The following is a 13,896-nucleotide window of genomic DNA, read 5'->3' as shown; positions in this document are numbered from 1 at the left end:
ATAAAAATTAGTGAGAATTAGTGTAATTCGTGGCAAAAACCTTTGAACCTTTGTTACTTTGTCCCTCTGAACCTAGAAACTGTACGCTGCTCCAAAAATAACCCTTCCAACTTCATCAGGAGATTTAAAATAAGAGATTCTGGCCGTTAAAACATTAATCGCATTCAGCCAAAGTCCGCCGCCGTAATCCTGATGCCATTTTTTGGAATCTTCACCATCAAGCCAAACTCTTCCGTAGTCAAAACCACCTAAAATTCCGTACGTAAACGGAGCAATCGTTTTACGGATTTTACCCAGACTCAAACGCAAATCAGAACTTTGAGAGAAATAAGAACTTCCTAAAAAGCGCTCATTTCTAAAACCTCTTAAATCAGTATCACCGCCCAAAGCAGCTCCCTGATAAAATTCGTAGTTATTGTTAAAAATGGCTTTTCCTTTTACATAAGTTGCTAAAACCAATTTTCCGTTATGATCCAATTTATGTGTAAATCCTAAAAAACTTTCCAGCGTTGGGAAATTTTTCTTCGTGTCATCTAAATCTGTTGTCCAGGTTGCAGCAATCATGAAAGCCATTCCCAGAGTTGGTTTAGCAGCAAAATCAGAATTTTTGAAAAGATATTTCACTTTTAAACTTCCGTAATTTTGACTGTTAAATACATCAGGGTTTACAATATTCGGAATATCGATAAATCTGTTTTCTGTTTCTTCAACCGTCATTCTCTGGAAAATAGGCTGAATGCTGAACTCACTTCCATATCTTCCTACGTGGCGAATGGCAGTTGAGGCATTAAATTTACGAATACGAACACGATTATAATCCATACTAAGATTATCATCATATTGAGATTCATTTCCGTAACCAAAATAATTCATCGCAAAATTTGGTGTCGTATAAAGAGATTCAACATCAATAACCCATTTACCTAATAATCCGGGGAAATGTGCCACATAATTAAACTCTAAACCTCCGGTTGCGAAATAATAAAAGGCATTTAAAACATGTCTCTGCGTGTACGGATTTTGCTTAAAGTTATTTACTGTATAATTTAAGTTAATACCTAATTTTACACCATCATCAGGATTAAAACCAATATTTGGTAAACCGGAAACAACATTGTATTTAGGTTTTTGAAAATTGTACAAGTTAACATCGTAATCGTCTGTTAACTGCATTTGGGTTTTAGAATCAAGGTTATACGTGTTTTCTTTTGATTTGAAATCGTAAACAATAACCTTTCTTCCGTTTTCAATATTGTAAGTATCATTGTTTTGACCGCCAATTAAACGGACTTTAATTCTCGATTTTTGATCGCCTTTTACTTCAAAAACATCATTATCATCTAAACCATAAATCCATAAATTTTTAGTTTTAGCGTCATGTACTGTTTTGCTGTAAACTAATTCATCGCCTTCTTTTTTCACTCTGAAAACCTGAATTTCAATGCTTTTTCGGGCATTATGATTCAAAACAAACTTGTCTTTTTTATCTGTTCCCGCAATCATAACCGTTTTACTTAAAACATCAGAATATTTTACGGCATATTCCTGAAGCTCTCTTTTTCTGTTTTTCAATTTTCGAATGATTTCATCAACCGTTCCATCCTGAACCTCTTTTGGCATAGCTTTAAAAGCATTTTCTATATCGCTGTCAGATAAATTATCCTGAATAAATTTAGCCTGTTCAATCCAGTCTTTTTCTTCTGCGGTTTTTAAAAAAGCCAAATCCATAGGATAAGGTTCCCTGCTCAGCCATTTTACATTTCCAATTTTGTCTTTAAAAGTACGCATATGGCGTAATGCCGGAATATTCATTAAAATAGAAAGCAGCGCACCGTCATATTTTGCAAAAGCCTGATCCCTGTCTCTGGGAATTGGTCTGTAAATAACTTTACCGTTTTTTTTAAACTCTGCCCAGCGCCATTGATCAGCGTGACGATCCCAATCGCCAATAAGCATATCAAACAAACGGGCTTTAATATATTCTTTTTCGTCAACCGAATATTTTTCATCTTTATGAAGATTCATCATCATATCATCTGTACTGATAATATTACTCGGATTTCCAAAGTTTTTAGCGTCTAAATGATTATCAGCAGGTCTTTCCTCAATCATATACAATTGATCTCCATAACCAGCGTTAAATTCGCCTAAACCTTTTTGTTTGGGAATATAATATAAAACCGGATTGGTATGCAAAAGACCAATTTTGTCTGACATACTGCCAGTTACAAATGGAGCATATGGATGTGAGGTCGTATAAAAATCAAATAAGAAACTTTCTGTATAAGTATCTTCAAAATCATTTACAATATATTGATCTTTAAAAGCTACAGATTGTAAAAATACCGAAGCACTTTTTTTCATGCCGCGCATTACATATTCACGGTTTTTTGAATCAGACATTCTTAAAGAAACAGATTGATGCCCGCCACCTTCGCGAATAGGTTTTAAGCCGCCTTTTAAAGTATCTAAAGTGGCTACTTTTATATCAATAGGCATGCTGTAATATTTTCTGTAATGCTGACCGAATAAAAATCTGTGAAACATACTTTTATCAGTCATTTTTGCTGAATAGATAGAAGTTGTAATTCTTGGAGGAAAATTATTAGAGATATCTGATGCCCAGTTAATTTCTTTTGCTTTTATAATTTCTTTTTCAAAAAGCAGTTTTTCTTTATTGTTTTCATTTCCGTAAAAAGAAACTTTGGCGTCACCGCTTTTATATAATGTTAAAGCAGCGTAACCATTTCCGCCATACGAAAAATCAAATGGATTTATGGCTCTTGCAGCTTCCGATTTTGATCCTGCACCGCTGATAATCTGTTGAATATTTTCTTTGCTGATATATTGCAGATTATGATCGTGACCAGAAACTACAATTACATTTCGCTGCTTTTGCAAAAGCGTTTTTATTCGTTTGGCATAAATGGTATATTGTTTATTTTGAAGATCCTGCGGACTTACTCCAGATGTTTTTCTCAATAAATTAATAAAAGATCCAATTACCGGAAGCGGGATTTTTTTCTCTAACGGAAATAATTGTTTTTCCCAAGAATATTGACCGCCGTGACTTCCGTTACTTAATAAAGGATGGTGAATGGCTAAAACAACTGTTTTTTCCTGATTTTTGTTTAAGATACTTTCCAGTTCCTTAAAAAAGTCTTCTCTCGTTTTTATGTCACAATTATCGTTTATTGTGGGGTGATTATCCCAATCTTCCAGAAACCATTCGCTGTCAATAGTTACTAAAGTTGTAATGCTGTCAATTTTTACATCTTCAATAGGGCATGATTTTCTTGGCAGAAATGCTTTTTTATCATTTAAATTTTTTGTCACAAAATCGGCCTGCAATTCTAAACCTTTTATACCGCTGTACCAATCATGGTTTCCGGGAATAAAAATTGTTTTTCCTTTAAATCCCTTAGCTAATTTTAACTGGTTCGTCAATTTTGTTTCTGCCAAAGCTTTGTTATCAGTATTGTCAGTAGGAAAACCTTTAGGATAAATGTTGTCTCCTAAAAAAAGTAAAGTCGATTTTTTACTCGCTTTTTTTAGCTTTTGGTGTAAAAGCTCAAGTGTTTGCTGTGCCTGCTCTTGATCAGCATTTCCGGCATCTCCAACAAGATAAAAAGTGTGGGCAATTTTTATAGTATCTGTTGCGTTTTCTGTTTCGTTAGCACTAACATCTTTTCCGTACTGCGCCTTATGTGTGGCACAAGAATAAATAAATGTTAAAGTTATAATTGCTAATGAAAATTTTTTAACCTTAGCAATAAAATGATTATCCAAAAACAATTTCATAATTTAGTGGTATAAAAATATTCTTTTATGAACCTAATAGAACAATCCGAGGATTTCGTCGGTAATTTACTCAAAGATAAACTTTCTAATTTATATTCTTACCATAATTTTAACCATACTTTCACAGTAGTTTCAGCCGTAAAAGAGCTTTGCAAAAAGGAAGATGTAGAAAGTGATGACAAAGAGGCACTTTTAGTTGCAGCATGGTTTCATGATACAGGATATATTCAAGGTTATGAAGATCATGAAGCTAAGAGTGTAAAGATTGCTGTTGATTTTTTAAAAGAAAAAGGAAAATCTGAAAAGTTTATTGAATTGGTTTCCAGTTTGATTTTGGCTACAGCCAAAGATTACTATCCAAAAACGCATTTGGAAAAAATAATTAAAGATGCTGATTATGCCCATTTAATGGGAACAGAATATGTTACAACCTGCGAATTACTACGTTTAGAATTGAAAAACACAGGAATTGTAAATTTTTCAAATGCTGAATGGACAAAGGAAAACCTGAATTTTTTACTGAATAAACATAGATTCTACACGGATTATGCTTTAAAAAAATGGCAGCCTTTAAAAGAAAAGAACCTTATTTTGATTCAGAAAAAAATAAATAAGCAGGAATTGAAAGCGGCGGAAGAACTTGAAAAAGAAACCAAAAAAAGCGAAAAAGTAGAAAAACCAGATCGCGGTGTTGATACCTTATTTCGCGTTACGCTTGGAAATCATACCCGTTTAAGCGGAATTGCGGATAGTAAGGCCAATATTTTATTATCTGTAAATGCAATTATTATTTCGATTGCACTTTCGTCTATTATTCCAAAATTAGACAGTCCGAAAAATGCACATTTAGTTATCCCAACATTTATTATGCTGATGTCGAGCGTAATCACTATTATTTTTGCGATTCTTTCTACAAGGCCAAAAGTAACTTCGGGAGTTTTTACAAGAGAAGATATCGAGAATAAAAAGATTAATTTATTGTTTTTTGGAAATTTCTACAAAATGCCTTTAGAAGAATACGACTGGGCAATGAACGAAATGATGAAAGACCGTGATTATCTTTATTCGAACATGATTAAAGATTTGTATTATCTGGGATTGGTTTTACAGCGAAAATATAACTTACTTCGTATTGCTTACAACCTATTTATGTTTGGAATTATTGTTACTGTAATTGCGTTTGTAATTGCTTTTAAATCTATTTAAATTTTATAATACATAAAATTAGACGCGGATGATACGGATTCGCTTCGCGAAAACGCGGATAAAAACAGATTTTTTTCTGTTATTATCCGCGTTAAATATTTATCCGTATAATCTGCGTCTTCGCGAAGCGAATCCGTTTCATCCGCGTTCTTTGTCTATAAAATTTAAACACATAGAAACATAGGTTTTTATGGGGAATGAAAAAGATATAAAAAGAAAACAAGTTTTCTAACACATAGCTATGTTTGTTTAGACAAGTGAAACGCCTTTTTTAAGTTTCAAAAGTCTATGTTTCTATGTGTTAAATTATAAATTCAAAGAAAAAGCTCAACTTTTAGTTGAGCTCATCTAATAAATCCTGATAGGTAATTTTCTTTATTTTTGAATTATTTACGTTATTAATCACTTTTACACGAATCGCTTTTAAACCAGAAACTCCCTGAAGATCTTCAACTTCAAATTGTTCTATTGAAGGTTCCAGAATTTTCTTGTGCTGCAAATATTTAATGTATTTTAAATATTCTGCTTCTTCACTGTTTTGAGAATATACAATTGTAATTTTCTCTTTTTCGGTAATTCTTTCGTTTGTTCCTTTAATGTTCGATTTGTCGATACGTTTTTTAACGACTTCATATCTGGCATTATAAGTTCCGTCAACGTCAAAGCGTTTTTCATCCATTCTAAAACGAATAGAAAGCGGCGAACTGAAAACCAAAATCAGTGAAGTAACATCTAATTCATACGGAAGCGATTCCTTAAGCTGATGATGTTCTAATTCCATTTCGCATAAAGTCTGTAACTGCCACAAACGTAAATTGTGCAGGTACATAATATCAAATGGTTTTGTTGGCGAAATCGAAGCTCCAATATATAAATTATGCTCAACACCATCCGTTTTAAAACGTTCGTAATAATGCGGATAAATTTGCTGTGCTTCAACCTGTTTTTTATCTAATACAGAAGCCAGTCTTTTATTGATAATCGACATCGCATTGTCAAACTTCTTTCTTTCCTGATAAAACATTCCGGTTTTTTCGTCCAGACTTTGAAAGTACAATTCTTCTAACTGTTTATTTTTAGCGTTGTCTTTAGTGTTTCTCAGTATTGGATGAATTTCGTCTTCAATATAACGCTGAATATGCTGTTCCATATCTGCTTTAAGCGGAAAGTCCAATTCACTTCGAAGTGATTCCAATTCAAATTTTCTCTGCTCTAAAAGTACCAGGTTTGAATTTGGTTTTTGATTATCGAAAATTTCCAAAAGAGCCGTAAGCTGATTTTTCAAGTCAATTTTAACCGTTTCATTTCGGTGTTCAGAAGAACCTTTAATATCAATTTGTCCGTATAACGGGAATACATTTTTAAATACAATTTCCTTAAAAATATAATCTTTAGTATGATTGATATTTTGGAAATAATTTTGAGATTCTTTTCTGAATTTCCAATAAACGCTTGGGTGAATCGTTGTATATTCACGTTGAATAATAGCTTCAACCTGATGTTGCATATCTGTATTATAACGATCAATAGTATCTGTTAAATACGGTAAAACCAATTCTAGTTTTGTTGCATTTACGCTGTTTAACTCACGAATATTATCAGAAACCAATTCAACAACGCCTAATAAATGATCGTCTTTTATAACCGGTGCAAAAACACAGCTTTGAATTCCCTGACTTAATAAATGCTCGCCAAGTTTTGGGTTTGAAGATTCTTCGATAAACTTTTTCACATTTGAAATTACAAACGGTTCCTTTTTATCTAAAAGATTTTCAAATGAACATCCAAAAAAAGCATTTTTACAATCTACTTCCTGTGTAGATGAAAGTAAAAAACTCTGCATTTGGTTGTCAAACTTTATTGGTCGTACAAATTTTTCTTCTTCAGGATTATAGATAATAAAACCAACTTTTAAACTCGGAATTTTAAAAATAGACCTGAAGATGTTTTCTATAATATCTGTAGAAGCAACTCTTGAAGTTTCCGGTTTTAAAAGATTACTTTTTAAATTGGAAATTGCACTTTCTGTAGTTGCATCAAATAAAGAAACAATCCCGAAACCTTTTAAAATCCAGCTTCTTGGCGGGAATTTAGATTTCCATAAATCGATATCATTATAGTTATCAATCAAAATATCAATATCGTCCTGTGTAAGCTGCGGTGCATTTTCTGTTGGAGTGATTTCCATGAAATCGGCATTATAGAGAATACGATAATGTTTTTCTACACCTTCTTCATCTGGAATATCATAGAAAAAAGGTTTATTAAAATCAATATTTTGATGATAATAAGCGCTTAAAATCAAACAGCAATTATTAATATAGAATTGGTGATCATCAAAATCACGAATTTCCATGTAAAATTCATCACCGGCATTACGCAATATTTTCTTGAAACGTTCTGTATAATTAAATGATATATTTTGAAAAGGTATTGTTATGGCTTTTATTTCATTGTTTGTTAAAGCCGTAGGGAATAAGTCAGCAGCAATGTTTTTAATTAATGCTTCATTATCCTTAATAGTACTGTAATCGCGAATTCCTGTTCTGAATTCCGGGTACGCTTCAATTTCTTTTAAAATCGCTTTGGCGTAGTTAGATCGGTAATCAACATTAGATAAAGCAATCTGCTCAAAAGATTCAATTAGTTTATGAAATGAGATTATCGTTTCGAAAGGACTTTCGGCTGGTAAAAGACGATCCATCTGTTTTTTTGTTTTTAGAAATACAAAATTAAGCATAAATTAAGAATTGGCGACATTTTACGATTTGTTTCCTTTATGGTTACATAGATATAAACCCTTATAAAATGGCACTTTCAGAAGTGAATAATTATTTTAACAAAAAATTAACTTTAATAATAACGGAACGATCGTTCCGTTATTATATCTTTGTACCATAATAATTGAATAATCAATAACTTAAATAACAAATAAAATGAAAAATTTAGAAAACAAAGTAGCTATTGTAACAGGTGGAAATAGTGGAATTGGATACGCAGCAGCAGCTGATTTAGTATCAAAAGGGGCAAAAGTAATTGTAACAGGAAGAAACAAAGAAGCTTTGGCAAAAGCCGAAACAGAATTAAACGTTACCGGAATCGTTGCAGATCAATCTGATTTAAAATCTATTGACAGTTTAGTAGAACAAGTAAAAGCACAATTTGGAAAAGTAGATATTCTGTTTTTAAATGCTGGAATCGCAGCTTTTGCTCCAGTAGATTCAGCTTCTGAAGATCATTATGACAGTATTATGAACGTGAATGTAAAAGGAGTTTATTTTACAGTTCAAAAAGTATTGCCAATTTTAAACGATGGCGGATCTATTATTTTTAATACTTCTGTAAATGCTCAATTAGGAATGCCGGGTTCAAGTGTATATGGAGCAAGTAAAGCAGCAGTTTTATCATTAAACAGAATATTTGCAGCAGAATTAGCACCAAGAAAAATCAGAGTAAATGCAGTTTCTCCTGGTCCAATCGAAACACCTTTGTATGGTAAAGTTGGTTTAGAAAAAGAAGAAGTGGAAGGTTTAGGAGCTGCTTTAGGTCAAAAAATCTTATTGAAACGTTTTGGACAAGCTTCTGAGGTTGCAAAAACAATTAGTTTCCTTGCTTCTGATGATTCTTCTTTCATTACAGGAACAGAAATTGTGGTTGACGGCGGACTTACTGTAAACACAGTATTATAATTTTTTTGACTTATTCAGGAACGATTGTTCCGTTTAATTCTTATATTTGTAAAGAAATTTAATTTTGATGTAATGGCTAGAACGAAGGAATTTAATGAAGATCAGGCTTTAGATAAAGCAATTGAAATTTTTTGGCACAAAGGTTACAACGGAACATCTGCTCAGGATTTGGTAACACATTTAGGTTTAAGCCGCTCTAGTTTGTATGATACTTTTGGCGACAAACAAAAGTTATTTTCAAAATCTTTGCAGCGCTATCAACAGCAGAATCAAGATGCTGTAAAAGAGCTTTTGGATAAATCTGAAAATGTCAAAGAAACATTGCATGCTATTTTTAAACAAGCAGTTATAGAAAGCCTCGAAGACAGAATTACAAAAGGCTGTTTTATGGTAAATTCTTCTGTAGAATTAGCCATGCACGATGAAGACATTGCAAAAATTGTAAAAAGCAACAGCCACACAATGGAAGAAGTTTTTACAAATGCAGTGAAAAAAGGGCAGGAGGCAGGACATATTTCCAAACAGTTAGATGCGAAAATTTTAGCCCGATTCATCTTTAATAATTATTCCGGAATTAGGGTTTTGGCCCGCGCCGGAGAAAGAGATAAACAAGTTTATGATGATATTGTAAAAGCAGTTTTTTCCCTTTTATAATATCGAAAATAAGAACAATAAAAAAATGGCAATTACATTTTGTAACTGCCATTTTTTGTTTTAAGTAAGTAATAGAAAATGAAAACTTCTTAGCTTTTTTCTTCTTTATTGAAATACACTAAGTAGTAATACATTTGTTTTTCTTCATCCCAGCCTTTTTCAACAAATTTTTCTGCACTTTCAGGATTGATAAAATCCATTTTAATCTGAATGTGTGTATCCAGGTTAATTACGTTTTTAATCGATTTTCTGGCGTCAGAAACTGCTGCGTTAGCAATTGGGAATGAGGTTACATCTTCGATGCTGTATTTTTCTCCTTTATCAACTTTATAATTTTTGAATTCAGGAATCAAGTCTGGATTGTCTAATACTTCATTCAGGAAATTTTGCTCTTCAAACTGATCATTTTTAGCGAAATAATTCACAGATCGGTTCATAAACATAACTTCTTCTTTTTTGTCTTCTGCTGGTAAAACCACATCTTTTGCGAAGTTTTGGCAGAATTTTAAATATTTCTTAGTGATGAAGTTTTCGTCTTCAAAAGCGTCTACAGATAAAAAGTGCTCTAACCAGTAACGCGCGTCGTAACGGTTGCTATCTACAGTTAGAATTTTGTATCCTTCTTCTTTTTTATAGTTAAAAATCAAACATCCTTTATCTAATTTGCTCAGGTTGATTCCTTGCTGCAAAATCATTTCCAGGTTGCTGTTTTTTTCTTCAAATTGTAAAAAGTCTGCTTGCAATTCGCTTTTAAAAATCCCGATTGCGTCAACTACATTATTATCAATACTTAAGTTTGTTAAGTACGTTACATAAACCTCTCCGTTTTTAATATGCGGATGATTCGACTGTTCAAATAAATGCGTCGTGATTTTTTTTGAAATCTCTTGTAAATTAGAAGGATTAGCAAAAATCTCCGTTGCATATTTAAACATGTCGTTGTAATCCAAGTCCACTTCGTGCGCAAACTGATAATAGTTTTCTTCTTTCTCTCTAAAAGGTTTAAAGAAGTACTCTTTTATCAAAGGCACAATTTCATCTTTTAGATTAAATGGCTGCTCTGATAAAAAAATAGCTTCGTTACGGCTTTTGTTCCCTACGCGGTGTATCGCAAGCGTCTCGATGTGGGTGTTGAATAAATTGATCATATTTTGAGTTGCTGAGATTCTAAGTTTCTAAGATTCTAAGTTTTTTAGTTACTGTCTTTTATTTTTCTAATTAACGACGCTAACATCCTTTCGATCTCTCGACTGTCCTCATATAAAAGGTTAAATTCTTCTTCGTTTATGTAAATTATATTTTTTGCAATTTCAAGCTGAGTCTGCATTTCAAATATAGAGCCAAGAGAAATATATAAAAATCGTAAAAAATCTTTAGTACTTTCCCTGCCTGAACCTTCTGCAATATTGCTAGGAACTGATACTGAACTTCGACGTATTTGCGAAGTTAATCCAAACATTTCTTCTTTTGGAAACGTACTTGTTGCTTTGTAAATTTTGGTAACTAAGGAAATTGACTTCTGCCAAACCAAGATTTTTCTAAAATGACTCATTTCTTTTTTTTTAAATAATTTTTAAAAATAAGAAAAATCCTTCAAAATAAAAAACTTAGAATCTTAGTCTCTCAGAATCTTAGCAACTAACGTCAGTTCCAATTTTCCTCAAATCCATAATCTTCAAAGCTGTCATCGCCTTCGAACATATCAAGATCATCTTCGTCTAAATCATCTTCAAATTCTCCGTAGATATCGTTGTGCATATCATCTGCTTCGAAGTTTTTTTCAAGCGCTTCGTCTGGCATTTCTCCGTGAGAGAATAAAGTTTCAGGATATGTTGCTCCAACTGCTTCATCTTCAACAGCAGCTAGTTCAACTAAGAAAGTCCACATGCTGATGAAATCATAAACGTAGATAATCTTAGTATTTTCTTTATCTAAAATACTAGATAACGGATAATCGTTCATGGTTCTTTGTTCACCCGGAACATCGCCAGTATCAAAAAGAGGAATTTCATCTTCCTGATTCCAAGTCTCATCACAAGTATAAAATGAAGCAACTTCTGATCCGTCAAAACCAAAAGCGTTGAAGATCGCATTGTGTAAATCCTCAAGCGTATCGTCTTCAAGAATAGCAATGTCTCTAAAAATATCTTCTTCGGCGTCTAGAATTACTCTAAATTTATAAACCATAATCTTTGTTTTTATTGAGAGGTCAAAGGTAAAATATAAAAAACGAAATACGAATTGTGAATTACGATTTGTTGAAAAGATTTTTTCAGCTTTCTGATTATGTGGCGTCGATTGTCAGGCTGAGCGAAGTCGAAGCCTCGATCTAATTAGGAGCGCCCTTCGACTTCGCTCAGGGCGACAATCGTATATTTCACATTCCTGCAAGGTTTTCAAAACCTTGTAGGTTTCAGGTATTGCTCAAGTTATACCTACAAGGTTTTGAAAACCTTGCAGGAGCAGACAAGAGTATTACTTCCCAGTAAATCTCTTTCTAATTTTATGATAATGTTTGTGATACGTACTATGACTAGGATAACTTCTGCTTGAAGTCATATTATTAAAAATCAAAGCCGTTAAAAGTAAAATAAGTACGCCACTTAAAACTGGAGAAAGCACATACATATATCCCAAAGCTTTTACTTTTTCTGTTCCAATAACAGCAATCAAAGCCGTTGCGCCTCCCGGCGGATGAAGCGTTTTAGTAATCTGCATTAAAATTATGGCGATAGAAACTGCCAATGGAGCAGCGATATACATAATATCCGGAACCAGTTTGTGAACGGTTACGCCAACGAGAGCAGAGATTACATGTCCGCCAACCAGATTTCGAGGCTGTGAAAACGGACTCTGAATAATTCCGTAAACCAAAACGCTCGAAGCTCCAAAAGAACCAATTAAATAAACGGCATCACTTCCAGAAAAGTGAATCGATTGTACGTAAGCCAGAATTCCAATTCCAACAAACGATCCTAAAAAAGACCAAAAATGTTCCTTGTAATCAATTAAAGTTTCTTTATAAAGAATGTAACGTGTTTTGCGATAGCTTCTTTTAATTTTAGGAGTCGGCATAATAATATAATTTGTGGTATTTTTTGCCACAGATTTCACAGATTAAAAAGGATTATAAATCTGTGTGAATCTGTAAAATCTGTGGCCTAAAAAAAAAATATTTATTTCGTTAAGCTTGGGGCATAACTATATACAGTATATGGATAAAGCGTTTTTGCGGTGTATTTTGAAATTAAGCAAACGACAAGAATTGGTAAAAACAACGTATAATCGTTCGTTAATCCGCATACTAAAAATATTGCTGTAAATGGAGCATGAATACTGGCGCTCAAAACAGCCGCCATTCCGATGATCATAAAGTTAACCGGAATTACATTTACATGGAAAAAGCTGTTTAAAACCGAAGCCAGTAATAATCCTAAGAAAGCCCCAATAAACAGACTCGGAGCAAAAACGCCGCCGTCGCCACCAGAAGCTAATGTTATGGAAGTTACAATTGGTTTTAGAATTAAAATTCCGATGAATGTTAAAGCTAATGTTATCGTTAATGGAATTTGTGCAGTATTCCCAAAAATGCCTTTTATAGCGTGATAACCTTCGCCATATAATTGAGGAAAAATAAATAAAGAAATACTTAAAACTGCAGAACCTATAATGATTTTATAATAATGCGTTCCGATTTTCCCGAATTGTGATTTGAAAAACAAGACACATTTAGTTAAATAAACCGAATTCATTCCGGCTAAAATTCCTAAAAGAATAAAATACGGAATGGCTTTTAAATGCCAGGTTTCAATAGAAACGGCAAACAAAGGTTCTTCTTTTAAAATAGAAAGTAGACCAAAGGCAACTGAAACCGCAATTACATTTGAAATGATAAAAGCTCGTGTCACTTTTCTGGAAATAACTTCAAGAGCAAATAAAATTCCCGCAATTGGACTGCTGAAAAGTGCAGTTACTCCGGCAGCAACTCCGGCGCAGATTAATTCGGTTTTGTACTGACGGAAAACATTTTCTTTCTCGTGAGCAACTGAACCAATTGTGGCTGTGGCAACAACGGTAGAAACTTCGATTCCGGTTGAACCTCCAAAAACTACAGTCAATAATCCGTTGATAAAGTGTGATGGGATTTTATAAGAGGGAAGATTCTTTGTGGTTTGCGTACTTTCAAAAACTTCTTTGATTCCTTTATTTTCTTTTTTCTTAAAAAGATATTGCCTCAAAAAATAAATTACAGACAATCCGAAAACCGGAAAAAGGATATAAAATAATGGGTTTACCGAAACTTGATGAAAGAAGATTTCTTCGTAATACTCTGTAATTTTTTTAAGTGAAATTCCGAGGAAGGCAGAAAGGAAGCCAATTAAAATAGAAACAATAACTAATTTTCGGAATTTAATAAATTGATGATTTTTTTTGATTTGAGCCGTTTTGTTCATCAGAAGTGATTTTGTAGTCGCAGGATTTTATTTGCGATTTCACAAAATTAGGTAATCAAATCTGTTTTTTAATAATAATCGCTCCTTATTAT

Annotated in this window: 10 protein-coding genes; 3 read left to right on the top strand and 7 right to left on the bottom strand. The window is 33.0% G+C overall.

From position 1 onward, the window contains the following. Positions 1 to 72: 72 nt before the first annotated feature. Positions 73 to 3,801: a metallophosphoesterase gene (locus FLAPXU55_RS16510; protein ID WP_180859546.1), complete on the bottom strand. Its 3,729-nt coding sequence runs from the start codon at positions 3,799 to 3,801 to the stop codon at positions 73 to 75. Positions 3,802 to 3,828: 27 nt separating this feature from the next. Here FLAPXU55_RS16510 and FLAPXU55_RS16505 point away from each other — a divergent pair, with 27 nt between their 5' ends. Continuing rightward, entirely contained in the window at positions 3,829 to 5,007 is a 1,179-nt protein-coding gene (locus FLAPXU55_RS16505) for a Pycsar system effector family protein (RefSeq protein ID WP_053473860.1), read from the top strand. Between the two features lie 334 nt (positions 5,008 to 5,341). Here FLAPXU55_RS16505 and FLAPXU55_RS16500 read toward each other — a convergent pair whose 3' ends face one another. Next, on the bottom strand, positions 5,342 to 7,711 hold the full coding sequence (locus tag FLAPXU55_RS16500; RefSeq protein WP_180859543.1) for a GAF domain-containing protein: 2,370 nt from the start codon (positions 7,709 to 7,711) through the stop codon (positions 5,342 to 5,344). 232 nt (positions 7,712 to 7,943) lie between these two features. Between FLAPXU55_RS16500 and FLAPXU55_RS16495 the strand changes: the two genes are divergently transcribed. Then, a complete protein-coding gene (locus FLAPXU55_RS16495; RefSeq protein WP_053473862.1) occupies positions 7,944 to 8,696 on the top strand; it encodes an SDR family oxidoreductase in 753 nt (250 codons plus the stop codon). A 72-nt stretch (positions 8,697 to 8,768) separates the two neighbouring features. After that, positions 8,769 to 9,350 carry a TetR/AcrR family transcriptional regulator gene (locus tag FLAPXU55_RS16490; protein ID WP_180859541.1) on the top strand — a complete coding sequence of 194 codons (582 nt, stop codon included), beginning with the start codon at positions 8,769 to 8,771 and terminating at the stop codon, positions 9,348 to 9,350. An 89-nt stretch (positions 9,351 to 9,439) separates the two neighbouring features. Here FLAPXU55_RS16490 and FLAPXU55_RS16485 read toward each other — a convergent pair whose 3' ends face one another. From FLAPXU55_RS16485 to FLAPXU55_RS16465, 5 genes are all read right to left on the bottom strand, one after another. After that, entirely contained in the window at positions 9,440 to 10,498 is a 1,059-nt protein-coding gene (locus FLAPXU55_RS16485; protein ID WP_180859539.1) for a nucleoid-associated protein, read from the bottom strand. 44 nt (positions 10,499 to 10,542) lie between these two features. Continuing rightward, positions 10,543 to 10,902 carry a four helix bundle protein gene (locus tag FLAPXU55_RS16480; RefSeq protein ID WP_180859537.1) on the bottom strand — a complete coding sequence of 120 codons (360 nt, stop codon included), beginning with the start codon at positions 10,900 to 10,902 and terminating at the stop codon, positions 10,543 to 10,545. Between the two features lie 92 nt (positions 10,903 to 10,994). Continuing rightward, positions 10,995 to 11,537 carry an IS1096 element passenger TnpR family protein gene (locus tag FLAPXU55_RS16475; RefSeq protein ID WP_053473866.1) on the bottom strand — a complete coding sequence of 181 codons (543 nt, stop codon included), beginning with the start codon at positions 11,535 to 11,537 and terminating at the stop codon, positions 10,995 to 10,997. 288 nt (positions 11,538 to 11,825) lie between these two features. Further along, on the bottom strand, positions 11,826 to 12,425 hold the full coding sequence (locus tag FLAPXU55_RS16470; protein ID WP_180859661.1) for an HPP family protein: 600 nt from the start codon (positions 12,423 to 12,425) through the stop codon (positions 11,826 to 11,828). 101 nt (positions 12,426 to 12,526) lie between these two features. After that, a complete protein-coding gene (locus tag FLAPXU55_RS16465) occupies positions 12,527 to 13,804 on the bottom strand; it encodes a chloride channel protein (RefSeq protein ID WP_180859535.1) in 1,278 nt (425 codons plus the stop codon). Positions 13,805 to 13,896: the final 92 nt, after the last annotated feature.

This window comes from Flavobacterium panici (assembly GCF_903819335.1).
Lineage (GTDB): Bacteria > Bacteroidota > Bacteroidia > Flavobacteriales > Flavobacteriaceae > Flavobacterium > Flavobacterium panici.
Note: the sequence above shows the minus strand (reverse complement) of the source record. Positions and strands in the feature narration are given on the sequence as shown.

Coding starts and splice junctions, on each gene's coding strand:
- FLAPXU55_RS16475 (WP_053473866.1), bottom strand. CDS start 11,537: ATGGTTTATAAATTTAGAGTAATTCTAGACGCCGAAGAAGATATTTTT.
- FLAPXU55_RS16505 (WP_053473860.1), top strand. CDS start 3,829: ATGAACCTAATAGAACAATCCGAGGATTTCGTCGGTAATTTACTCAAA.
- FLAPXU55_RS16470 (WP_180859661.1), bottom strand. CDS start 12,425: ATGCCGACTCCTAAAATTAAAAGAAGCTATCGCAAAACACGTTACATT.
- FLAPXU55_RS16500 (WP_180859543.1), bottom strand. CDS start 7,711: ATGGATCGTCTTTTACCAGCCGAAAGTCCTTTCGAAACGATAATCTCA.
- FLAPXU55_RS16465 (WP_180859535.1), bottom strand. CDS start 13,804: ATGAACAAAACGGCTCAAATCAAAAAAAATCATCAATTTATTAAATTC.
- FLAPXU55_RS16485 (WP_180859539.1), bottom strand. CDS start 10,498: ATGATCAATTTATTCAACACCCACATCGAGACGCTTGCGATACACCGC.
- FLAPXU55_RS16495 (WP_053473862.1), top strand. CDS start 7,944: ATGAAAAATTTAGAAAACAAAGTAGCTATTGTAACAGGTGGAAATAGT.
- FLAPXU55_RS16490 (WP_180859541.1), top strand. CDS start 8,769: ATGGCTAGAACGAAGGAATTTAATGAAGATCAGGCTTTAGATAAAGCA.
- FLAPXU55_RS16510 (WP_180859546.1), bottom strand. CDS start 3,801: ATGAAATTGTTTTTGGATAATCATTTTATTGCTAAGGTTAAAAAATTT.
- FLAPXU55_RS16480 (WP_180859537.1), bottom strand. CDS start 10,902: ATGAGTCATTTTAGAAAAATCTTGGTTTGGCAGAAGTCAATTTCCTTA.